The organism is Sphingobium sp. TomTYG75 (genome assembly GCF_054771635.1).
In genome coordinates this window covers 2332891-2355326 of the sequence record NZ_BSRE01000001.1, presented here as the reverse complement: position 1 = coordinate 2355326, position 22436 = coordinate 2332891, and the positions used below count along the sequence as shown (strand labels likewise).

The window sequence follows — 22436 nt, the reverse complement described above, 5'->3', positions numbered from 1 at the left end:
CTGCGATCAGCGCGAGGTCGGCTGCTGCGACGGGTTGGCGGGAGCCGCTGCGGCAGGCGTCGGCGCCTGACCACGAGCGCCGCCGGGTTGCCAGCCAGCGGGCGGCACGATGCCGACGCTCGGCACCAGCGCGTTGAGTTCGGTCACGACCTGTTGCGTGATGTCGACGGTCGGCTGGTAGGACACGGTGGCGTCGGGCGCCAGGATCAGGTCAACCTTGGCCTTCGTCATCGCCGACTTGAGCGCGTCCGACAGCTTTGCCGAAATCTGCTCTTCGACATAGGCGTTGGCGAGCGCGATCGGCTGGCCCAGGCGCTGCAGTTCGGCCTGACCGCTCTGCCCGGCCTTCTGATAGGCTTCATACTGGGTCTGGATCGCAGGCGTGGGCTTGTTGCCAGCAGCCTTCATCGCCGCTTCAAGTGCGGTGCCCTTGGCCTTCAGATCAGCGTCGATCGCATTCTTGCGAGCGGTGAAGCTGTCGATCTGCGCCTTGTAGGTCGTCTGAATCTGTGAGCGAGCCGTGGTGTAGGCCGAGCTGGTCGCTACCGCACGCTGCAGGTCTGCAACAGCGATCCCAATCTTCGACTGGGCTGCGGCAGGCACGCTGGTCAGCGCGATGGCAGTCATGGGCGCAAGAGCAAGCGCCGCGGCCTTGAGCATCTTATTCATTAGAATTGAGTCCCTACGTTAAAGCTGATGAGCTGAGTGTCGTCCCCTGGTTCCTTGAGCAGGGCCTTGGCAATGTCGATGCGGAACGGCCCGAACGGCGAGTTCCAGTTGACGCCAAAGCCCACGGAAACACGCGGTTTGAGCGTGTCGCCGAGATAAACTTCTTCAAATCCGGTGCCGTCGAGATAAGCGGCGGTATAACCTGATGGCGCGACATTGGTGCAATCACCAAGTCTGTTCTGATTAGTACGTACCGCCGGCAGCGCAGGATTGTTCGAGCCTGTCACAGGCGTCAGCGAACAATAGCCGCCAAATGGCGTCGTGACTGGATTACGCAGCCCGGCCACTGCCCCAGCATCGACGAAAATGGAGGGACGAAGCCCCATCTCGCGGGCGCCAGAGCCCAATGGGATTTCGACCTCTGCGCGGGCCAAATAATAGATTTTGCCACCTAATGCGTCATCGCGGACATTGTTATTGCTCGTGCTACGCGAGAATCCAGTGGGGCTGTCCGGGTCAGTAACCAACGAGTAACGTTTGATCCGCGGCCCTATGCCACGGATATCAAAACCACGAATTTGCGGATTTCCGAGGAAGAACCGATCCGTCAAACGGACCGGGTCAACCAAAGCTCCGCTAGCATCCCGACGCTCACCTTCCAGCGAGTGGATATAGCCGCCTTCCGCCGACAGCGAGAAGATGAAGCCGCCACCCAACGGCCAGAATTTAGAACCGTTAAGTCTGGTGCGGATATATTTGACGCTGCCACCAAGCCCCGCAAAATCCTGATTAAGCACAAGGTTATTTCCTCGCGTGGGACGGATACGGTTGTCTCGGTTATCAAAGATTAGCGAGTAGCCGAGCGACGAAGTGGTACGCTTGCCGATGGCGTCGCACAGGTAACGACCAGCCAGAATCGGGTCGCACACCCCATTGGTGTAATAAGTGTCCTTATCCAGACTCACATCATCCAGATTAAGGCTGTAGCGCAGCGCCAGCGACATATATTCGGTGATCGGCACGCCCGCGCGAATTTGGAAGCCCGTCGTCGTCTGCTTATATGTCGTATCGCGATCGTTTCCGTTACCCGTGTATCGGAAGCTGTTCAGGTCGCGACGATAAATATCGCCACCCAGCGCGATATTCTTGTCCATGAAATAGGGTTCGGTGAAGCCCACTTCGACCGACTTCGAATAGCTGGAATAATTGACGCTGGTGCGCAATTCCTGGCCCTTGCCACGGAAATTGCGCTGCGTGATCGATGCCGAAACGATGAAGCGTTCGAGCGAAGAGAAGCCCGCCGACAGCGACAGTTCACCCGTCGATTTTTCCTGGACGTTGGTTTCCAGCACGATGCGATCGGGCGCGGAGCCGGGCTTCTGCTCGATGTCGAGCTTCTCCTGAAAGAAACCGAGCGAGTTGATGCGGTCCTTCGAGCGCTTGACGAGGAAGCTGTTGAACGCGTCGCCCTCCGCCAGACGGAATTCGCGGCGGACCACCTTGTCCTGGGTCAGCGTATTGCCGTTGATGTCCACCCGCTCGACATAGACGCGCGGCGCGTTGGCGATGCGGAAGTTAATCCCCATCGTCAGGCTGTCCTTGTCGCGATTGAAGTCCGGCTGAACGTCGGCGAAGGCATAGCCGAACAGGCCCGCCGTCTCGCTCAGCGTGTCGACAGTATCCTCGACCTGCTTTGCGTTGTACCAATCGCCCTTCTTCATCGGCAGCGTCTTGGTGAGCGACGCACTCGACAGGTCGCGAATGTCGGATTCGACCTTCACGTCCCCGAACTTATAGCGCTTTCCTTCCTCAACCACATAAGTGATGATGAAGTCCTGCTTGTCGGGCGTCAGTTCCGCGACGGCTGAAATCACGCGGAAATCGGCATAGCCCTCGGTCAGATAATATTGACGCAGCTTCTGCTGGTCATAGGCGAGGCGGTCGGGATCGTAGCTGGTGCCCGAGGAGAAGACGCGGAACCAGCGCGACTGTTTCGTCACCATCTGGCTACGCAGGTCGCCGTCGCTGAACTTCTCGTTCCCGATGATGTTGATCTGGCGGACCTTGGACTTAGGCCCTTCGGAAATCTCGAAGACAATGTCGACGCGGTTCTGGTCGAGCTGCACCATCTTGGGCTCGACCGTCGCGGCAAAGCGGCCCTGACGACGATAGAGTTCGATGATGCGGGCGACGTCGGCGCGAACCTTCGACCGGGTGTAGATCTGGCGAGGTGCGAGCTTGATCTCGGGACGGATCTTGTCTTCCTTCAGCCGCTTGTTGCCTTCTAGCACGATGCGGTTGATGACCGGATTTTCCTTCACCTCCAGCGTCAGCGCACCATTGTCGTTGCGGATTTGGACGTCGGCGAACAGCTCGGTTTCATACAGGTCGCGCAGCGCCTGATCGAGCGACTCCTGCGTAAAGGGCTGGCCAATGCGCAGCTTGGTATAGGACAGCACTGTATCGGGTTCGAGCCGCTGTTGCCCCACCACGCTGATGCTGCGGATGGTTCCCGCAGCCGGCGCCACGGCGGGGACAGGCGCGGGCGCGGCGGGCTGCGGCGCGTCCTGCGCCAGCACGGGAACCGCGGACAAACCGCCGATCATCGTCGTTGCCAGAAGGGCCGCGACAACCGGGCGCTGTCTCTTGCTGCTCATCATCGCTGTCACCCGCTCTACCCTTTTACAAAAAAGCATATGTTCGTTCGCCGGGAAACACGGCGCTAAATCGCGCCTCCCTGCCCGATACGGCTTAGCCGATCAAGCCGGACAGGCGTTCCCAGAGCCCGAAAGAAGATAAATCGTTGAAAGTCACCAGCATCATCATGGCCAGGAGCATCGCCAGACCCGAACGATACGCCCATTCCTGCACGCGCGGACTGACGGGCCTGCGCTGTATAGCCTCCGCCCCGTAAAACAGCAGATGCCCGCCATCCAGCATGGGAATTGGCAACAGGTTGATGAACCCCAAGTTAATCGAAATAAGGGCCATGAAGAATACGAAGCTTTCGACCCCCAAAGTCGCGGCCTGACCCGAAACCTCCGCGATCTTGAGTGGTCCGCCCAGTTCCTTATACGACCGGCCACCGCCCAATATCTGCCCCAGCGTCTCGACCATCGTACGGATGATCTGGCCCGTCTGCTTGAGAGCGACGACAGGCGCGCGCCAAAGCTCCACCGGCTCTATCACCGGCTGTCCAGGAGCGATGCCCAACCGCCCGACCTTGAAACTGTTGCCGAAGCCGTCACGCTCCTGAACGGCGCCGACGCTGCCCCGCTTCTCGACCGTCTTACCCGCCCGCTCGAGCAGGATCGTCACCGGTTCACCGGGACGGATCTGCGCATAAAGGCGAAGGTCATCGAAGGTCGCCATCTCTCGCCCATTGAGCGACAGGATACGATCTCCGGGCTGGATACCCGCCGCCGCCGCTGCGCTGGCTGGCTGCACCTTCCCCACGACAGCCGGGGTTCGGCTCTCGCCATAAGCGAAGGCGAATGTGGACAGGATCAGGATGGCGAACAGGAAATTGATGAATGGGCCTGCGGCGACGATCGCCGCCCTTTGCCACAGCGGCTTGGCCGGAAAGCTTTCGGCGCGCTCGCTCGCGGGAAGCTGCAAGCATGCGGGATCTGCCTGGCTGGCGGCGTTCATGTCCCCCTTGAAGCGGACATAACCACCCAGAGGCAAAGCGCCGATGCGCCAGCGTGTACCGCGCCGGTCCACCCATGCTGCGATCTCCGGGCCGAAACCGATCGAAAAGGCTTCCGCCTTCACGCCGCACCAGCGACCGACCAGATAATGGCCGAGTTCATGCACGAAAACGAGCGGCCCGATGACCGCTACAAAGGCGAGGACCGTCAACAGGAACCCGGGATTTTGGATCAAGCCGTCAATCTTTCCATCACTTGGCCCGCCATGCGTCGCGCCTGTGCATCTGCTTCCAGCACATCGTCGATCCCGCTTGGCACTGGCGCGCTATAGCGGTTCAGAACGTCCTCCACAATCATGGCGATATCAAGGAAGCCGATGGCCTTATTCAGGAAGGCCGCCACCGCCACTTCATTGGCGGCATTCAGGATCGCAGGCGCCAGCCCTCCCTGTTCCGCCGCCTGCCGCGCCAGACGAAGGGCGGGGAAGCGGACGTCGTCGGGTGCCTCAAAATCAAGCCGTCCTGCCTGTGCAAGGTTCAGTGGCTGGCAGGGCGTTTCCATCCGATTGGGCCAGGCAAGCGCGCTGGCGATGGGAATGCGCATATCCGGCGATCCCAGCTGCGCCAGGGTCGAGCGATCCCGATATTCTACCATCGAATGGATGATCGATTGGGGATGAACCAAAATCTCGATGCGCTCCAGCCCCACGGGGAACAGATGCGCCGCCTCGATCAGTTCCAGGCCCTTGTTCATCATCGTGGCGCTATCAACGCTGATCTTCGCGCCCATGGACCAATTGGGATGCGCCACGGCCTGCGCTGGCGTTATGTGACGCATCTCTTCACGGCTGCGCGTGCGGAACGGGCCGCCGCTCGCCGTCAGGATGATCCTTGCTACATCATCCAAACGACTTCCGGCAAGGCACTGAAAAATAGCATTATGCTCGCTATCGACCGGCAGCAGTGTAGCACCCGAATGCTCCGCCGCGTCCATCATCAGCGCACCCGCCGATACAAGCGATTCCTTGTTGGCAAGGGCAACCGTGCCGCCCGCCTTCAGCGCCGCCATTGTAGGGCGCAGGCCCGCACAACCGACGATCGCAGCCATTGTCCAGTCCGCCCCCGCCTCTGCCGCCTCGACCAGAGCAGCTTCGCCCGCGGAGACCCTGATCCCGGACCCCTGCAACGCCGCCTTTAACGCATCGTAGCGCGCGGCGTCGCCTATCACAGCCATTTGGGCATTGCACCGGCGCGCCACCGTAGCCAGCCCGTCAACGTCGCTATGCGCGGTCAGCGCCACGACCTCAAACGCATCGCGATCACGCTCGATCAGATCGAGTGTCGACATGCCGACAGACCCTGTCGCACCAAAGATGGAAATCTTGCGCGTCATGGGAACACCAGCAAAAGATAGAGGGCAGCAGCGAGCGGCGCCGCCGCAACGACCCCGTCCAAACGGTCCATCACGCCGCCATGGCCCGGCAGCAGGCTTCCGCTGTCCTTGACACCCGCACGGCGCTTCATCGCGCTTTCCAGCAGGTCGCCGAGCTGCGCCGCCACCGCCAGCAGCCCGCTCGCAGCGGCAAGCTGGATCGGCAACCCTGCGAAACGATGCAGGACGAAACCCAGGATCAACGCCGCCAACACGCCCCCGCCCAGCCCCGCCCAGGTCTTGGACGGGCTTACCCTTGGCGCCAGCTTCGGGCCGCCGATCGAACGCCCCGCGAAATAAGCGCCAATGTCGGTCGCCCACACCAGCGACAATGTCCAGAAGGCGAGCAGAAGCCCGCCCGGCTGCTGCTGACGCAGAAAGATAAGCGCCATCACCGGCACGAAAACGTAGAATATCCCCAGCGGAAGACGGGCCGATCGCGTGACAAGCATGACAAAGAAGAAAGCCGCAACCGCAAGCGTAAAGGCTGTCCACGATAGGCCCGCCGCCAGCGGACAAAGCAGCGCCAGTGGCACGGACACCGCAAACATCGAAAGCCGCCGATGCTCAGGCGAAGCGCCCGTAAGGTCCGCCCACTCCCCCTGCATCAGCACGCCAGCGACGACGAGCAGCAACCAGAAGAAGAAGCCCCCGAAATAAAGGGCGGCGGAGGCCAGGGCTATAAGCAGCAGTCCAACGACCGCGCGCGTGCGAAGCTCACTGGACATCGGTCAAAGCCCGCCGAAGCGGCGGTCCCGCAAACGGAAGGCGTCAAGCGCCTCGGCAAGCGCCCTCGCATCGAAATCGGGCCAGAGCATATCGGTAAAATATAGCTCAGCATACGCCGCCTGCCACAGCATGAAATTGCTCAGCCGCTGCTCTCCCGACGTCCGGATCAGCAGGTCGAGCGGCGGCAGATCGGCCGTGTCCAGCCCGGCTTCAACATCTTCCAACCGAACGGCTTCGGGATCGATTTCGCCAGCCCGCACCCGTTGCGCGATAGTCTGGACCGCTCGCACCATTTCATCCTGCGCGCCATAATTAAGCGCGATCGCGATGATCGGTCCGTTGTTGGACGCGGTTCGCGCCACTGCTCGCTCGATCAGGTCGACGAGACACGGATCAAGCGCCTGATAGTTGCCGATCACCCGCAACCGCACGCCATTGGCGTGAAATTCGTCTAGGTCCGACTCGATGAAGCGCCGCAGCAGCCCCATAAGGTCCGCCACTTCATTTGCCGGCCGCTTCCAATTCTCCGAGGAGAAGGCGTAGAGCGTCAAACATTCCAGCCCAAGGTCTCGCGCGGCCCTAGCAACCTTGCGGACCGCTTCGACGCCTGCCCGATGCCCCGCGATGCGCGGCAGGAACCGCTTCTTCGCCCAGCGGCCATTACCATCCATGATGATGGCGACATGGCGCGCGCCATGGCCGGACGCGCCGTCATGAGCGAAGTCGGATTTGGCTTGGCTGGCCATCAAAGTTGCGCGCGAGCGATGAACACGGAGGGAGCGTCCCGGCTTACTGGCCGAGAATTTCCTTCTCCTTGGACGCCGTGACAGCGTCGATATCCGCGATGGTGCTATCCGTCAGCTTCTGCACCTCTGTCTCCAACCGCTTGCGTTCGTCCTCGCTGATTTCGCCCTTCTTTTCGTCAGCCTTCAGATGGTCCATGCCATCGCGGCGAACGTTGCGGACAGCGACGCGGGCACCCTCGGCATATTTGCTGGCGAGCTTGGCCAATTCCTTGCGCCGTTCCTCGGTCAGGTCGGGGATCGGCAGGCGCAGCGTCTGGCCGTCCATGATCGGATTGAGGCCCAGGCCCGCCGAGCGGATCGCCTTGTCACAGGGGCCGACATTGCTCTTATCCCACACCTGCACCGATAGCATGCGCGGTTCGGGAGCGGAGACGGTCGCCACCTGATTAAGCGGCATATGCGCGCCATATACTTCGACCGTGACCGGATCGAGCAACTGGATATTGGCCCGGCCGGTACGCAGACCCGCCAGATCACCCTTCAGCGATTCGACGGCGCCGTGCATGCGGCGTTCGAGGTCGGCCTTGTCATATTGAGCCATGGTCTTTCAGCGCTCCTGATTTTGCACGATCGTTGCAACTCCGTCCCCAGCCAGCACCTTTGTCAGATTACCGGTTTCGCGGATGTTGAAGACGACGATGGGGATATTGTTTTCGCGACAGAGAGCAATGGCACTTGCGTCCATGACCTTCAGATTGTCGTTCAGCACCTTGTCGAAGCTGATTTCATCATAACGCGCCGCGTCGGCTACCTTCTTGGGGTCGGCATTATAAATGCCGTCCACGCTGGTGCCCTTGAACAGCGCGTCGCAGTTCATCTCCGCCGCGCGCAGTGCCGCGGTCGTATCGGTGGTGAAGAAAGGACTGCCGGTGCCCGCCGCGAAGATGACGATCCGGCCCTTTTCCATGTGCCGCACCGCTTTGCGCCGAATATAGGGTTCGCACACGGTCGCCATCGGGATCGCCGATTGAACGCGCGTGTCATAACCGATCTTTTCGAGCGCATTCTGCACCGCCAATGCGTTCATGACGGTGGCGAGCATGCCCATATAGTCCGCACTTGTGCGGTCGAAGCCCTTGGCGGCTCCCGCCAGGCCACGAAAGATGTTGCCGCCGCCGACAACGACGCAGATTTCAAAGCCCGCATCCTTCGCCGCAGCGATTTCGGATGCGACACGGTTCACGGTTTCCGGCTCGATGCCGAATTGCCCCTGCCCCATCAGCACTTCGCCCGAGAGTTTCAGCAAGATGCGCTTGAACGGCGGACGAGTCATGCGGGGTAAAATTCCATCAATTGGAGCAGACAAAGGAATGGCGCGCACCTTAGGCAGCGCGCGCCATTCTGTGAAGTCCTTAGCGTGCTTGGGCAGCTTGTCGAGAAGCGTTGCTCCCGAGCGCCGCCCGAACCGAACGCCTTATCAGGTCAGGCCGGGATCAAACGCCCGCGGCCGCAGCGACTTCAGCAGCGAAGTCGCTCGTTTCCTTCTCGATGCCTTCGCCGAGCTGGAAACGGACATAGTTCTTCAGCGTGATCGAAGCGCCTGCATCCTTCGCCGCCTTGGCGACAACGTCAGCGATCGGCGTCTTGTTGTCCATCACGAACAGCTGGCTGAGCAGCGCATTTTCCTTGGCGTACTTGGCGACCGAACCATCAACCATCTTCGCGACGATCTCGGCGGGCTTGCCCGATTCGGCAGCCTTTTCAGCGGCGATGGCGCGTTCACGCTCCAGCAGAGCCGGATCGATGTCAGCAGCCGACAGCGCCAGCGGGAAAGCGGCAGCAATGTGCATCGCGATCTGCTTGCCCAGCGGCTCCAGCACGTCAGCAGGCGCATCACCCTCCAGCGCGACCAGCACACCGATCTTGCCGAGGCCCGGCGCAGCAGCGTTATGAACGTAAGGAACAACAACGCCCTGGCTCACTTCCAGCTGACCGATGCGGCGCAGGGTCTGGTTCTCACCGATGGTGGCGATGTTCGACACCAGCTTTTCGGAAATCGTGCCACCAGCCGGGTGAGCCTGCGACGACAGCGCTTCTGCATCGGTCGCGCCGCTGGTCAGGGCGACCTGTGCCACGGTGCGAACGAAGTCCTGGAACTGATCGTTCTTCGCTACGAAGTCGGTTTCGCTATTCACTTCAACGGCAACGCCCTTGGTGCCAGCGACGGCAACGCCGACCAGGCCTTCGGCAGCGGTGCGGCTCGACTTCTTCTGCGCGGCGGCGAGGCCCTTGGCGCGCAGCCAATCGACGGCGGCTTCCATGTCGCCATTGGCTTCAGCGAGCGCCTTCTTGCAGTCCATCATGCCCGCGCCCGAACGGTCGCGCAGTTCCTTGACGGCAGCAGCGGTAATCTCGGCCATGTTTCGGCTCCTAAATTTCGATGGGGTTCAAATAAACGGGGTTCGAATAAGCACTAGGGCGCGTTCCGGTGGAGCGCGCCCTAGCCTCTTAATCTTGCAGTTCGAAGACCGCGGGATCAGGCCTGAGCGGCGACCTCTTCAACTTCGGGCTCGTCCAGAGCGCCAAGGTCAACGCCCGAAGCCTGCTGCGCACCACGGTTGCCCTTGGTGGCTGCGGCGGCGATGGCGTCGCAGTAGAGGCGGATCGCACGGCTGGCGTCATCGTTCGCGGGAACCGGGAAAGCGATACCGTCGGGCGAAACGTTCGAATCGAGGATCGCGACGACCGGGATACCCAGCGTGTTGGCTTCCTTGATCGCCAGCTCTTCCTTGTTGGCGTCGATCACGAACATGACATCGGGGATGCCGTTCATGTCGCGGATGCCGCCCAGCGACAGTTCGAGCTTCTCGCGCTCGCGGGTCATCTGAAGGACTTCCTTCTTGGTGAAGCCGTGGGTGTCGCCCGACAGCTTCTCTTCAAGGGTCTTCAGACGCTTGATCGAACCCGAAATGGTCTTCCAGTTGGTGAGCATGCCGCCCAGCCAGCGATGGTTGACGAAATGCTGACCAGACTTGCGAGCAGCTTCAGCGATCGGGTCCTGCGCCTGGCGCTTGGTGCCGACGAACAGAACCTTGCCACCGGCGGCGACGGTCGCCGACACGAAGTCCAGCGCGCGGCCGAAGAGCGGCACGGTCTGCGACAGGTCAAGGATGTGGATGCCGTTGCGCTCGCCGAAGATGTACGGCTTCATGCGCGGGTTCCAACGGTGGGTCTGGTGGCCGAAGTGGGCGCCAGCCTCGATCAATTGGTGCATGGTGACGACAGGAGCCGCCATAATATTTCTCCTTCCGGTTTAACCTCTGGGAATCAGGAACTGGGGCGTCACGCCGTCAGCACCGGATATGTGCGATTCCCATGTGGAATGGCGCGGCCCTTAGCGCGGCGCCACGCGCGATGCAAGGGCTTGACGACGCCTACAAAGTGGAACATATAGAGAACATGGGAACAAATCGGACGTTCGGCCGGTTTGGACTTCAATCAGGACCTACGGTTCTCAGCACAGGAAGAGTGAGCGATCTTATGTTCACCATTGTTGCAGCTACGGTTTTCTTCGCGGCCTTTCTGCTCGCCGCCAGCGTGATAATCGGGATGTTCGCGCTCTATCATGAAAAGATGGTAGCCGCCCTGTTGTTTGAGCCCATCCCTCAAGAGCCGCCAGTGTATCGTCTGCGGATCAGCCGCCGCCGTGCCGCGCCAAGCCGTCCGCTTGCTCCCACTGCAACACGGCCGCACGCTTTCGCCGCCTGATCCGGTTCGTCACGTCCCGGTGGCGGTCGCTTGTTGCCGTCGGACTTTAGCGTAGGACATCATCCCAAACGGGATCGTCACGAGATATATGGCGCACAGGAATAGCAGCGTCAGCCAGGGATCCGTGATCAGCAACGCGGCGAGCAAGCCAGCGACAGCGATCGCCTCCAATCTGATCCTCTTGCGGAGCCGCAGCGCCGACCAGGTATATGTCGCAATGCTGGAGATCATCAGGAAGGCAATGAAGGCCGTCCAAGGCGCAACCACATACCAGGCCCGAAAAATTTCCTGCCCTGTGACCAGCCACAGATAAAGTGGCACGAACGCCAAACCCGCTCCCGCAGGCGCCGGCACCCCGGTCAAAAAGCCAGCCGATTTATGCGGCTGTATGTCGGCATCGATATTGGCGTTGAAACGCGCAAGCCGCAACGCGCACGACAGCGCATGTGCCAGCGCGAATATCCAGCCGAACTTCGGCATGGCATGCAGCGACCAGAGGTACAGGACCAACGCTGGCGCAACACCAAAGGCGATGGAGTCGGAAAGCGAATCCAACTCCGCGCCGAATCGGCTTTCCCCACGCAGCAGCCGAGCGATGCGACCGTCGAGCCCGTCCAGCACGCCCGCGATCAGGATGGACAGGACTGCCCTCTCCCATTCTCCGGAAATGCCATAGCGCACGCCCGTCAGGCCGAAGCATAGCGCCATTGCAGTGACGGCATTGGGCGCAACCATCCGCAGCGTGATGCCCCGGCGAAGCCCACGCGGGATAGCGCGCCGCTGTCTCATTGCTGGATACCCGAAATGACCCGCATGTCGCCAATCTGGCCTAGGATGGTCTCGCCTGCAACGGTCCTTTGACCCAGCACCACGCGCGGCGCCGTTCCAGCGGGAAGGTATACGTCCACGCGGCTGCCAAAGCGGATAAGCCCGATCCGCTGCCCCGCCGCGATCATGTCGCCCGGTTTCACGAACGGCACGATCCGCCGCGCCACCAGCCCCGCAATCTGGGTGAAGCCGACGCGCACGCCGTCATGGCGCTCCACCAATATGTGCTGCCGCTCATTATCCTCGCTCGCCTTGTCGAGGTCGGCATTCAGGAACTTGCCCGAAATATAGACTACCGACTTCACCGTCCCGCCGATCGGTGTGCGGTTAATGTGAACGTCGAAGACACTCATGAAGATCGACACGCGGATCATCGGCTGATCGCCAAGACCATCCGCCCCAGCCATCTCACGCGGCGGCGGCACGCGCTGGATGAGAGTCACCAGGCCGTCGGCGGGCGCAACGATCGCCCGCTCATCCTGCGGCACGGCGCGCACCGGATCGCGGAAGAAAGCGAACACCCAGATCGTCACCATCACCATCAGCCAGCCGGGTATCGTCCAGCCCACCAGGAACAGCACTATCGTAATTGCCGCAGCAATCAGGCCGAATTTCATCCCCTCCGGATGCACCGAAGGGAAGCGCCACTTCACATTGCCGCCCAAGGCGACGGAGATTTCGTCATTTTCCATGGCACCTGTCTTTAGGGACAGTCACTTGCAGTGACAACGGCCGATCCTGCACTGAACGCACGGCAAGCCTGACGTCCTGCGACCGCCAATGCGCAGTTGAACATTGCCGCCGCTTTCCCTAGGGCGTGTCGCAATTGCATCCAAACAAAGAAGGCGAAGAGGCGCATGGCGAAGATCAAGGTCAAAAACCCTGTCGTGGAGATCGACGGCGACGAAATGACGCGGATCATCTGGCAGTGGATTCGTGAGCGCCTCATTCTCCCCTATCTCGACATCGACCTCAAATATTATGACCTGAGCGTCGAAAAGCGCGACGAAACCAACGACCAGATCACCGTCGATTGCGCCAATGCCGTCAAGCAATATGGCGTCGGCGTGAAGTGCGCCACCATCACCCCGGACGAAGCGCGCGTCGAGGAATTCGGCCTCAAGGAAATGTGGAAGTCGCCCAATGGCACGATCCGCAACATCCTGGGCGGCGTCGTGTTCCGCGAACCGATCGTCATCAAGAACGTGCCCCGCCTGGTTCCCGGCTGGACCGACCCGATCGTCATCGGCCGTCACGCGTTCGGCGACCAGTATCGCGCCACCGACTTCCTGGTTCCCGGCCCCGGCAAGCTGCGCATGATCTGGGACGGCGCGAATGGCGAGAAGATCGAGAAGGACGTCTTCAACTTCCCCAGCCCGGGCGTCGCCATGGGCATGTACAATCTGGACGATTCGATCCGCGACTTCGCTCGCGCCAGCATGAACTATGCGCTCGATCGCGGATGGCCGCTGTACCTGTCGACCAAGAACACCATTCTCAAGGCTTATGACGGCCGCTTCAAGGATCTGTTCCAGGAAGTGTTCGACAAGGAATTTGCCGATCAGTTCAAGGCGCAGGGCATCGTCTACGAACACCGCCTGATCGACGACATGGTCGCCTCTGCCCTGAAGTGGAGCGGCAAGTTCGTGTGGGCGTGCAAGAATTATGACGGCGACGTGCAGTCCGACACCGTCGCGCAGGGCTTCGGCTCGCTGGGCCTCATGACCTCCGTCCTCCTCTCGCCCGATGGCAAGACCGTCGAAGCGGAAGCCGCGCACGGCACCGTCACCCGCCACTATCGCCAGCACCAGCAGGGCAAGCAGACGTCGACCAACCCGATCGCGTCGATCTTCGCCTGGACGCAGGGTCTGGCCTATCGCGGCAAGTTCGACGACACGCCGGAAGTCACGAAGTTCGCCGAAACGCTGGAACGGGTCTGCATCGAAACCGTGGAAAGCGGCGCGATGACCAAGGATCTTGCCTTGCTGATCGGTCCGGATCAGGCATGGATGACCACCGAGCAGTTCTTCGAGGCGATCCGCGCGAACCTCGAAACCGCCATGGGCAATTGGAACTGATCCAGCCTTTTAGGCATTCAGTACGGAAACGGAATAAGGCGGTGCCGTCCAACGGCGCCGCCTTTTCCATGGCGGGAGATCGGCGATGACGACAGCAACACGCAAACGGCTGGAGGTCCGCACCGCGGTGCCCGCCGATGTTCGCGGCATCCAAAGGCTGATCGCCCGCGTCTATCCCGGCATGGCCAACTATTCACTCGCAACCCTGCGCGGCCAGATCAACAATTTCCCGAACGGCTGCTTCGTCGCCCTCTATGACAACAAGATCGTCGGCTATTGCGCGACCATGCGCGTCAGCCGGTCGATGGCCTTTTCCTTCCATGATTGGGAAGAAATCACCGCCAACGGCTTCGGCACCCGGCACAGCGCGGCTGGTGAATGGCTCTACGGCTATGAAATGGCGGTCGATCCAAAGCTGCGCGGGCTTCGCATCGGCCAGCGCCTCTATGACGAACGCAAGGAACTGGCCGAAGAGCTGGACCTGCACGGCATCGTTATCGCCGGACGCATGCCGGGCTACATGCGCGCCAAGCGCCGCGTGGACGGTCCCGCCGATTATTTGGAAAAGGTGGTCCAGGGCAGGCTGCGCGACCAGGTCATCAGCTTCCAGCTCAAGAACCAGTTCGAACCGCTCGGCGTTCTCGAAAACTATCTGCCCGAAGACAAGCAGTCGGACGGCCACGCCGCGCATCTTGTCTGGCGCAACCCCTATGTCGATCCCGACGAAGCGCCCGAAATGCGGGTGCCGCGCGGCGTCGAAAGCGTTCGCCTAGCCACCTGCCAGCTTCAGGCCCGCGCGGTTGCCGACTTCGATGAATTTATCCGCAACATCGAATATTTCGTTGATGTTGCAGCAGATTATCGTTCCGACTTCATCGTCTTTCCGGAACTGTTCACCCTCCCCCTGCTCTCCTTCGAAACCAAGAAACTGTCTCCACTGGAAGCGATCGACAAGCTCACCGGCTACACACCGCGTCTGACGAAGGAACTGACGCGCATGGCGCTGGAATATAATATCAACATCATAGGCGGCTCTCACCCGACGCGCGCAGACGATGGCGATATCCAGAACATCGCCTATGTCGCCCTGCGCGATGGATCGGTGCATACGCAGGAAAAAATCCACCCGACCCCCAACGAAGCTTTCTGGTGGAACATCAAGGGCGGCGATTCGCTGGACGTGATCCAGACCGATTGCGGCCCGATCGGCGTCCTCATCTGCTATGACAGCGAATTTCCCGAACTCGCCCGCCGCCTCGTGGATCAGGGCGCGCGCATCATCTTCGTTCCCTTCTGCACCGACTCGCGCCTTGGCTATATGCGGGTGCGCTACTGCGCGCAGGCGCGGGCGATCGAAAACCAATGCTATGTCGTCATGTCCGGCAATGTCGGCAATCTGCCCAACGTCGACAACATGGACATCCAATATGCGCAAAGCGCCATCCTGACACCCTGCGACCTACCCTTCGCCCGGGATGGCATAGCGGCGGAGTCCACCGAGAATGTCGAAACGCTGACCATGGCCGACGTCAACCTAGCCGACCTCAGCTGGGCGCGAGCGGAAGGCACGGTGCGCAACCTCCGCGATCGCCGGTTCGACCTTTATCATATCGACTGGGACAGCAGCCCCGATCATGCCCATGCCCCCAGCGGCGGCCCGGTGCCCGCTGGCGGCCACAATGCGCCTGGTGGTGGGTGAGAGGATCGAAGCTTGGCTACCTTTTCGCTCCCCACCTCATGCAAAGGAATGTCTCGAAGGGATGGTTTTGGGCTTTCCTGCCCTTAAGAACAAGAAAGGGGCTTCGACAAGCTCAGCCCGAACGGGGAGAATATGAGCTGTTTCAAGGCATGATCGTCTCATGCCTATCAGCGCCTCACTTCGACATCGATATCGTGACCGACGCCATCCCCGAAGGCAGCGCGCGGGGCTTGTCGATCACCACCTCGGCCTGCCGCACATGGTCGAAGGCGAGGCAGGATCGCGCCAGTTCCGCGCCAAACGTCTCGATCAGCCCGATGCGTTTTTCTGCCAGCATCCGCGCCAGTTCGTGGACGCGGCGATAGTCGATCGTCGCCCCCAACATGTCCTCCGTCACCGGATCGACCAGCAGCGTGATGCTGACCACCAGCGGCTGGAACGTGCCGATCTCGTCGGGATTGATGCCGATGTCCGCCATCAGTGGCAGGTCGCGCACGGCGACCCGCGTCGTGGAGCAGGACTCAACCAAGAGCCGCTGCCCGCTTGGCAGCCTGCACCGTGTTGGCAAGCAGGCAGGCGATGGTCATCGGCCCCACCCCGCCCGGCACTGGCGTCACCGCTCCAGCATGACCGAGTTCGTCAAAGGCACAATCGCCCACCAGCTTTTCCTTCCCATCCTCGTTCATCACGCGGGTGATGCCGACATCGATCACGATCGCGCCCGGCTTCACCCAATCTCCTCGCACGAGGCGCGGACTGCCGGCGGCGGCAACGACGATATCGGCAGTGCGCACGATGTCGGCCAGGCCCTTGGTTGCGATATGCGTGACGGTCACCGTGCATTCGCGTTCCAGCAGCAGCATGGCGACAGGCTTGCCGACGATGTTCGACTTGCCGATGACTACGGCGTTGAGGCCGCGATAGTCATCCACCACCGTGTCGAGCAGGCGCATGCAGCCAAGCGGCGTGCACGGCACCAGCCCACCAATCCCGGTCGACAGCCGCCCGACGTTGACGGGGTGAAACCCATCCACATCTTTGGCCGGATCGATCGCGTCCAGCACCCGCGTCGCGTCGATCTGCCGGGGGAGAGGCAACTGCACCAATATGCCATGAACGCCCGGGTCGGCATTAAGCGACGCTATCAGCGACAGCAACTCGGCTTGCGCGATGGAAGTGTCCAGCCGATGCTCGATCGACCGCATGCCCGCTGCCTTCGTCTCCTTGACCTTGCGGCGGACATAGACCTGGCTTGCCGGATCATCGCCCACCAGCACGACGGCGAGCGTCGGCAGTACCCCGGTGCGCGCATGCAGCTCCGCCGCTTGGCGTGCCGTCTCCGCGCCGATTGTGCGGGCGAGCGCCTTGCCGTCGATGGTCAGGGCCACGCGCGGATCAGTTGCGGAAAACGACTGTGCGGCTGTCATTGACCAGAACCCTGTCTTCCAGATGATATTCAACCGCCGTCGCCAGCACGCGCCGTTCGATGTCGCGGCCCTTGCGAACGAGGTCGTCGGGGCTGTCGGCATGGCTGATCCGCTCGACATCCTGATGGATGATCGGCCCTTCATCGAGGTCGGCGGTGACATAATGCGCGGTCGCGCCGATCATCTTGACGCCGCGCGCATGCGCCTGATGATAAGGCTTGGCGCCTTTGAAGCCGGGCAGGAAGCTGTGGTGAATGTTAATGCAGCGGCCAGACAAATAAGCGGCCAGATCGTCCGACAATATCTGCATGTAGCGGGCCAGCACGATCAGTTCCGCGCCGGTTTCCTCGACCACCGCCTTGATCTGCGCTTCCTGCTGCGCCTTCGTGTCTTTGGTAACGGGCAGGTGATGATAGGGAATATCGCCGATCATCGTAGTGTTGAGCGCAGCCATCGGATGGTTGGACACTATGCCGACCACATCCATCGGCAATTCGCCGATGCGGTGGCGGTAGAGAAGATCGCCGAGGCAATGGTCGAATTTCGACACCAGCAGCAGTACCCGCCGCCGCTCCGCCGCGTCGCGCAGGCTCCAATCCATCTCATGTTCGGCGGCGACGGTGGAGAACGCCGCGCTCAGCTTGCCGATGTCATTCCACGGCTCTGCCAGTTCGGCCACAACGCGCATGAAGAACAGCCCACTTTCGCGATCGTCGAACTGCTGGGCTTCAAGGATATTCCCACCATGCGAGGCGAGGAAGGCGGCGACGGTAGCGACCAGGCCCGGCCGGTCGGCGCAGGACAAGGTCAGGATGCAGGTCTGGGTCAATCGATCCCCCTATGGATGATGTGCGTTAATTCTGGCTCGACCGGTGTTGCCCGATCCACTCCGCCGTCCGCGCCAGGCCGCCGAACGGATAGAAGTGCAGCCGCACGGGGCCGTGACCGGGATGCAGGCCAGCCGCGATGTCGCCCACCAGCCGGTCTGGGCCAGCAGCGCCCAGAAGGCGCGACAGGGAAATTCCGTATTTGGCTAGCACCGACGCAGAGGCGCCCACGCCGCAATGGGCAGCAAAGCGCAGCAGCGTCTTGATCCCCGCCGGTCCCGGCACGCCGATCCGCACCGGGGCATCGATACCCCGCCGCCGCAGCTCGATCAGCCAGTCCAGGACCGGCGTCGCGTCGAATCCGAACTGAGTGACGATCAGCGGGGCCATGCCGCGATCCGACACCTCCGCGCACTTCGCCAGAAGCGCGCTCCACCGGGCCTCTTCGTCCATCACCGGATGTCCTTCCGGATGCCCCGCAATACCGATCGCCTTCACGCCATGCGTTTCGAACAGGCCGGTGCGAAGCAACGAAAGCGCATCCTCGAACGGCCCCGCAGGAACGGGAGGATCGCCCGCCACCAGGAACATGCGGCGCACGCCTGCTTCCTCGGCCGACCGGCGCACCGTCTGTTCCAGCTCCTCAAAGGACCCGATCCGCCGCGCCGACAGATGCGACATGGGTTCAAAGCCAAGGTCACGGACCAGCTTCGCCGCGTCGATCCGCGCATCGATCGTCTCGCCCGGCAGGAAAGTTATGGCGATCGGCGTTTCCGGCGCCAGCATCGACGCGGCGGAACGCAGGGCGTCGCAATCCTTGGCCGTCATCTCGATCGAATAGCCATCCGTGATCCGCTTGGGGATATGCTGTTCCCAGTTCGGGTGGATCGTCGCCGCGCCCGCCATGACCGCTCTCCTGAAGTGTTTGGGCTTTGCCGAGCAGCGTCGGCCACTCGATCTTTTTGCCATTTCTTCTCTAGCGCCTTTCCTTTAATTCGTATATAGGAAATTTCACGAATACGAATTAAGGCGATTTCATCGTGTCCGCTTCCACCGCAAATCTTGTCCTTCTGCCCGGCCTTCTCTGCGATTCCCGCATGTTTGGCGCGCAGCTGAAGCGTTTCCCCGACGCCTTCGCAATCGATGGCTTTGGCGCGTGTGACAGCATCGCGGAGATGGCGCAGCGCGTGATCGCCTCTGGCCCCGAGAAGATGGCGCTGCTCGGCCATTCTATGGGCGCACGGGTCGCACTAGAGGTTGTGCGGCTTGCCCCTGAGCGCGTGGAAAAGCTCGCTCTGATTAGCACCGGCACACACACCGTCCGTGAAGGAGAGGCAGAGAAGCGCCACACCCTGCTGGCGCTCGGCCGGGCGGAGGGCATGGCCGCACTGGTGGACCGCTGGCTTCCCCCCATGGTCGCCCCTGCCCGCCGCGCCGATCAAGAGTTGATCGCGCCGCTGCACCTGATGGCGACGCAGGCGGGCATCGACACCTACGCTGCGCAGATCGCCGCCCTTCTCGGCCGCCCGGAGGTCGAATCGCTGCTGCCCAACATCGACTGTCCAACGCTGGTCGCGGTGGGCGACGCTGATGAATGGAGCCCGCCCGAACAGCACCGCTCCATCGCCGCGCGCATCCCCGGTGCGCATCTCAAGATCATCGCCAAGTCGGGCCACATGCTGCCCGCCGAAGCGCCTGATGCCCTTAACGAAGCCATAGCCGACTGGCTGGACATGCCCGTCGGCTCCAATACCATGATGGGAGACGATGAATGACTGAAAGCCTGCAAAATCTGGTCGAAGGCAAGGGTGACCTCGTTCACTTCCTGCGCAACCAGCAGACCGGCCCCAATGCCTATCCGGGCGTTCCTGCGGAATATTCCAACTGGCGCAACGAACAGACCGCATGGGCGCAGAGGGCCGTGCTGTTCAACCAGTCCTATCACATGGTCGATCTGGAAGTCAGCGGGCCGGACGCCTTCGCGATGCTGAACCATCTCGGCATCAACAGCTTCAAGGGCTTCATTCCCGATCGCGCCAAGCAGTGGGTGCCGGTCACGCCCGACGGCTATGTCATCGGCGACGTGATCCTCTTCTACCTTGAGGAAAACCGCTTCAACCTGGTCGGCCGCGCCCCCGCCATCGAGTGGGTGGAATATCACGCCCAGACCGGCAAGTGGAACGTAACCGTCGAACGCGACGAGCGCACCGCCGTCCGTCCCGACCCGGAAAACCGCAAGTCCTACCGCTATCAGCTGCAAGGGCCGAATGCGATGCAGACCCTTGAGGCGGCAATGGGCCAGACCCCGCCCGACCTCAAATTCTTCCACATGACCACGCTCGACATCGCCGGTTGCAAGGTGCGCGCGCTCCGCCACGGCATGGCGGGCCAGCCGGGTTATGAGCTGTTCGGTCCCTGGGCCGAGCGCGAAACCGTGCGCCAGGCGCTGATCAAGGCGGGCGAACCCTTCGGCCTGACGCTGGTCGGTGGCCGGACCTATTCGTCCAACACGCTGGAATCGGGCTGGATCCCCTCCCCGCTGCCTGCCGTCTACAGCGGCGAAGCGCTCAAGCCCTATCGCGAATGGCTGACCGCCAACTCCTACGAAGCCAAGGCGTCGATCGGCGGCAGCTATGTCCCCGACAGCATCGATGGCTATTATCTGACCCCCTGGGATCTCGGTTATGGTCTGTTCGTGAAGTTCGATCATGATTTTATCGGCCGCGAAGCGCTGGAGAAGATCGCGGCCGGACCGCATCGCAAGAAGGTGACGCTGGCGCTCGACAGCCAAGACGTCGCCCGCGTCATCAGCTCCGCTTTCCAGAAGGGCGACCGCGCGAAATATTTCGAATTCCCCTCGGCGGTCTATTCGATGCACCCCTATGACTCGGTGCTGGTCGATGGCAAGCAGGTCGGCCTGTCCACCTGGGTCGGCTACAGCGCCAATGAAGGCCGCATGCTGACGCTGGCGATGTTGGACGCCGAATATGCCGAGCCCGGCACGAAGGTGACGCTGCTGTGGGGCGAACCCGATGGCGGCACCAGCAAGCCGACCGTCGAGCCGCATATCCAGGTCGAAATCCACGCCACTGTCAGCCCCGCGCCCTATTCCGAAGTCGCGCGTGACAGCTATGCGGATGGATGGCGGACCCGCAAGACCGCCTGATCATCCAACCGGCGGGGTGTTTTTCTCCCGGCATCCCGCCGGATTTTTTGGGGGCAGTGCTGCTGTGCTCCTGCAAAGGCAAGAGCCTAATTCGGCGCTTGGACCTGGGCTCCTGCCTTCGCAGGAGCACGGCGTATATCCTTCACCCGTTTGCCCTGAGCGCGAACGGCGCCGGGATCAGCGGCATGCTTCAAGCAATATCGAACAAGGCCGCCGTCCGTGTCAGCGCGGACACCACGCGCCGGTCGAGTTCCTCATCGAACCGCACTACCGGCACGGCGACGCTGAACGCCCCGGCCACTTCCCCATCCGCGCGCGCCACATAGGCCAAGCCGTAAATGCCGGGCGTGCTTTCTTCCCGTGTGCGCGCCACGCCCGTTTGCCGCACCAGCCTGATCTCCTGCCGCAGGGCATCCGCATCCGTGATCGTCGTGGGAGTCAGCGCCTCGCGACGGCTTTCCTCCAGATAGCGTTCGAATTCTTCGTCCGGCATCGCCGCAAGCAAGGCCTTGCCCGCCGAAAAACAGTGGAGCGGCGTGCGACGGCCGGTCTGCACGGCATAGCGCAGCGCATGGTCGCTGGTTTCGGTGATCAGCGCTTCCATCTCCCACCCCTTGCGCACGAAGAAGGAGCTGGTCTCGTTCAGCTGGACGCGGAGCGACCGCACCAGCGGCGCGGCCCGTTCGGCGAGCGAGAAGGCAGGCGTCGGCCCCTGTAACCGGGCCAACCCCGGCCCGGCGCTGTAGCGGCGACCTTCGCGTTGCAGATAGCCGCGCTCCGTCAGCGTCGCGAGCAGGTAGGACAGGCTGCTGACAGGGATCGACAGAGCCTGCGCGATCTCCTGCGCCACTAGTGGGCGGCGGCACGAGACGACATATTCGATGATGTCGATCGTGCGCATGGCGGATTTGACGGTGGGCGATAGCGTCTGTTCGTTCATGGCCCGACTTTAGCATCAGGAATGAAATGGAATAGCCTCATGCCGAAAAGATGAGCGATCCGCTGCGTTCCAGGAAACGCCATCCTCCAGTGGTGCGGATGAACCTGTCCTTGAATGATCCCACCAACGGCGTGCCTGGGCCGACGAACAACAGCATAGCGCTTTCGCCTGTGGCCTCATCTGTGCTGAGAACGTCGATGACGACATTCGCGCAGACATGGCGGGTGGTACGCGGCGGGCGGGCGAGGAAGGCGGCCAATATAGCTTCGCGGCCAACAATCGGCTGATCGGGCGCGGTTGGCCGGGATAACCGGCCATCATCCGTGAACAAATGGGCTGCGGCTTCCCATTTCGCCGCATCGTTGAGATTGGCATAATGGTGGACGAGACGGGTACAATCCCACTCGATTGCGCGGCGCTGGTCAGGGGTTGGGAAGCTCATGAGGTCTTCGGCGCTGCGGCGTTACGTGGCAGGGGC

General features: G+C 61.8%; 23 protein-coding genes. 5 read left to right on the top strand and 18 right to left on the bottom strand.

Annotated elements, in window-relative coordinates; all coding sequences use genetic code 11:
- Positions 1–6: 6 nt before the first annotated feature.
- The 10 genes from ACYU81_RS11915 to rpsB form a co-directional block, all read right to left on the bottom strand.
- A complete protein-coding gene (locus ACYU81_RS11915) occupies positions 7–669 on the bottom strand; it encodes an OmpH/Skp family outer membrane protein (protein ID WP_196224063.1) in 663 nt (220 codons plus the stop codon).
- Complete coding sequence (gene bamA / locus ACYU81_RS11910; RefSeq protein WP_460987781.1) at positions 669–3329, bottom strand: outer membrane protein assembly factor BamA; 2661 nt, start codon at positions 3327–3329, stop codon at positions 669–671. The genes ACYU81_RS11915 and bamA overlap by 1 nt, the downstream gene beginning before the upstream one ends.
- Before the next feature lie 91 nt (positions 3330–3420).
- Entirely contained in the window at positions 3421–4554 is a 1134-nt protein-coding gene (gene rseP / locus ACYU81_RS11905; RefSeq protein WP_460987780.1) for an RIP metalloprotease RseP, read from the bottom strand.
- Complete coding sequence (locus ACYU81_RS11900; protein WP_460987779.1) at positions 4551–5711, bottom strand: 1-deoxy-D-xylulose-5-phosphate reductoisomerase; 1161 nt, start codon at positions 5709–5711, stop codon at positions 4551–4553. The genes rseP and ACYU81_RS11900 overlap by 4 nt, the downstream gene beginning before the upstream one ends.
- Complete coding sequence (locus tag ACYU81_RS11895; protein ID WP_460987778.1) at positions 5708–6478, bottom strand: phosphatidate cytidylyltransferase; 771 nt, start codon at positions 6476–6478, stop codon at positions 5708–5710. Before ACYU81_RS11895 ends, ACYU81_RS11900 begins: the two co-directional genes overlap by 4 nt.
- A gap of 3 nt (positions 6479–6481) precedes the next feature.
- Positions 6482–7225, bottom strand: coding sequence for an isoprenyl transferase (locus tag ACYU81_RS11890; protein WP_460987777.1), 744 nt, complete (start codon positions 7223–7225; stop codon positions 6482–6484).
- A gap of 43 nt (positions 7226–7268) precedes the next feature.
- Positions 7269–7826, bottom strand: coding sequence for a ribosome recycling factor (frr, locus tag ACYU81_RS11885; protein ID WP_460987776.1), 558 nt, complete (start codon positions 7824–7826; stop codon positions 7269–7271).
- Between the two features lie 6 nt (positions 7827–7832).
- Positions 7833–8558, bottom strand: coding sequence for a UMP kinase (pyrH, locus tag ACYU81_RS11880; RefSeq protein WP_196224070.1), 726 nt, complete (start codon positions 8556–8558; stop codon positions 7833–7835).
- 160 nt (positions 8559–8718) lie between these two features.
- Positions 8719–9645: a translation elongation factor Ts gene (tsf, locus tag ACYU81_RS11875; protein ID WP_460987775.1), complete on the bottom strand. Its 927-nt coding sequence runs from the start codon at positions 9643–9645 to the stop codon at positions 8719–8721.
- Positions 9646–9761: 116 nt separating this feature from the next.
- Positions 9762–10520, bottom strand: coding sequence for a 30S ribosomal protein S2 (gene rpsB, locus ACYU81_RS11870; protein WP_196224072.1), 759 nt, complete (start codon positions 10518–10520; stop codon positions 9762–9764).
- Positions 10521–10765: 245 nt separating this feature from the next.
- On the opposite strand from rpsB, the gene ACYU81_RS11865 reads away from it, so the two are divergent.
- Positions 10766–10993 carry a hypothetical protein gene (locus ACYU81_RS11865; RefSeq protein WP_196226556.1) on the top strand — a complete coding sequence of 76 codons (228 nt, stop codon included), beginning with the start codon at positions 10766–10768 and terminating at the stop codon, positions 10991–10993.
- Positions 10994–11002: 9 nt separating this feature from the next.
- On the opposite strand, the gene ACYU81_RS11860 is transcribed toward ACYU81_RS11865, so the two are convergent.
- Together ACYU81_RS11860 and ACYU81_RS11855 are read right to left on the bottom strand one after the other, a co-directional pair.
- Positions 11003–11782 carry a CDP-alcohol phosphatidyltransferase family protein gene (locus ACYU81_RS11860; RefSeq protein WP_460987774.1) on the bottom strand — a complete coding sequence of 260 codons (780 nt, stop codon included), beginning with the start codon at positions 11780–11782 and terminating at the stop codon, positions 11003–11005.
- On the bottom strand, positions 11779–12513 hold the full coding sequence (locus ACYU81_RS11855; RefSeq protein ID WP_449471760.1) for a phosphatidylserine decarboxylase: 735 nt from the start codon (positions 12511–12513) through the stop codon (positions 11779–11781). Before ACYU81_RS11855 ends, ACYU81_RS11860 begins: the two co-directional genes overlap by 4 nt.
- 165 nt (positions 12514–12678) lie before the next feature.
- Here ACYU81_RS11855 and ACYU81_RS11850 point away from each other — a divergent pair, with 165 nt between their 5' ends.
- Together ACYU81_RS11850 and ACYU81_RS11845 are read left to right on the top strand one after the other, a co-directional pair.
- Entirely contained in the window at positions 12679–13899 is a 1221-nt protein-coding gene (locus ACYU81_RS11850; RefSeq protein WP_460987773.1) for an NADP-dependent isocitrate dehydrogenase, read from the top strand.
- An 85-nt stretch (positions 13900–13984) separates the two neighbouring features.
- Positions 13985–15598, top strand: coding sequence for a GNAT family N-acetyltransferase (locus ACYU81_RS11845; RefSeq protein WP_460987772.1), 1614 nt, complete (start codon positions 13985–13987; stop codon positions 15596–15598).
- 175 nt (positions 15599–15773) lie between these two features.
- Here the strand turns inward: ACYU81_RS11845 and ACYU81_RS11840 are convergent, their stop codons facing one another.
- From ACYU81_RS11840 to ACYU81_RS11825, 4 genes are read right to left on the bottom strand one after another with little or no spacing between them, the layout of a single operon-like run.
- Positions 15774–16094, bottom strand: coding sequence for a dihydroneopterin aldolase (locus ACYU81_RS11840; RefSeq protein ID WP_460987771.1), 321 nt, complete (start codon positions 16092–16094; stop codon positions 15774–15776).
- Positions 16095–16119: 25 nt separating this feature from the next.
- Entirely contained in the window at positions 16120–17025 is a 906-nt protein-coding gene (locus ACYU81_RS11835; RefSeq protein ID WP_460987769.1) for a bifunctional 5,10-methylenetetrahydrofolate dehydrogenase/5,10-methenyltetrahydrofolate cyclohydrolase, read from the bottom strand.
- Positions 16994–17854, bottom strand: a complete 861-nt coding sequence (gene purU, locus ACYU81_RS11830; RefSeq protein ID WP_460987768.1) for a formyltetrahydrofolate deformylase — start codon at positions 17852–17854, stop codon at positions 16994–16996. Before purU ends, ACYU81_RS11835 begins: the two co-directional genes overlap by 32 nt.
- A 25-nt stretch (positions 17855–17879) precedes the next feature.
- Positions 17880–18758: a methylenetetrahydrofolate reductase gene (locus ACYU81_RS11825; protein ID WP_460987767.1), complete on the bottom strand. Its 879-nt coding sequence runs from the start codon at positions 18756–18758 to the stop codon at positions 17880–17882.
- A 134-nt stretch (positions 18759–18892) separates the two neighbouring features.
- On the opposite strand from ACYU81_RS11825, the gene ACYU81_RS11820 reads away from it, so the two are divergent.
- Positions 18893–19627, top strand: coding sequence for an alpha/beta fold hydrolase (locus ACYU81_RS11820; protein WP_460987766.1), 735 nt, complete (start codon positions 18893–18895; stop codon positions 19625–19627).
- Positions 19624–21018 carry a syringate O-demethylase gene (desA, locus tag ACYU81_RS11815; RefSeq protein ID WP_460987765.1) on the top strand — a complete coding sequence of 465 codons (1395 nt, stop codon included), beginning with the start codon at positions 19624–19626 and terminating at the stop codon, positions 21016–21018. The genes ACYU81_RS11820 and desA overlap by 4 nt, the downstream gene beginning before the upstream one ends.
- A gap of 190 nt (positions 21019–21208) precedes the next feature.
- Here desA and ACYU81_RS11810 read toward each other — a convergent pair whose 3' ends face one another.
- Both ACYU81_RS11810 and ACYU81_RS11805 read right to left on the bottom strand, forming a co-directional pair.
- Entirely contained in the window at positions 21209–21958 is a 750-nt protein-coding gene (locus tag ACYU81_RS11810; RefSeq protein WP_449471744.1) for an IclR family transcriptional regulator, read from the bottom strand.
- 37 nt (positions 21959–21995) lie between these two features.
- Positions 21996–22400: a nuclear transport factor 2 family protein gene (locus ACYU81_RS11805; RefSeq protein ID WP_449471742.1), complete on the bottom strand. Its 405-nt coding sequence runs from the start codon at positions 22398–22400 to the stop codon at positions 21996–21998.
- Positions 22401–22436: the final 36 nt, after the last annotated feature.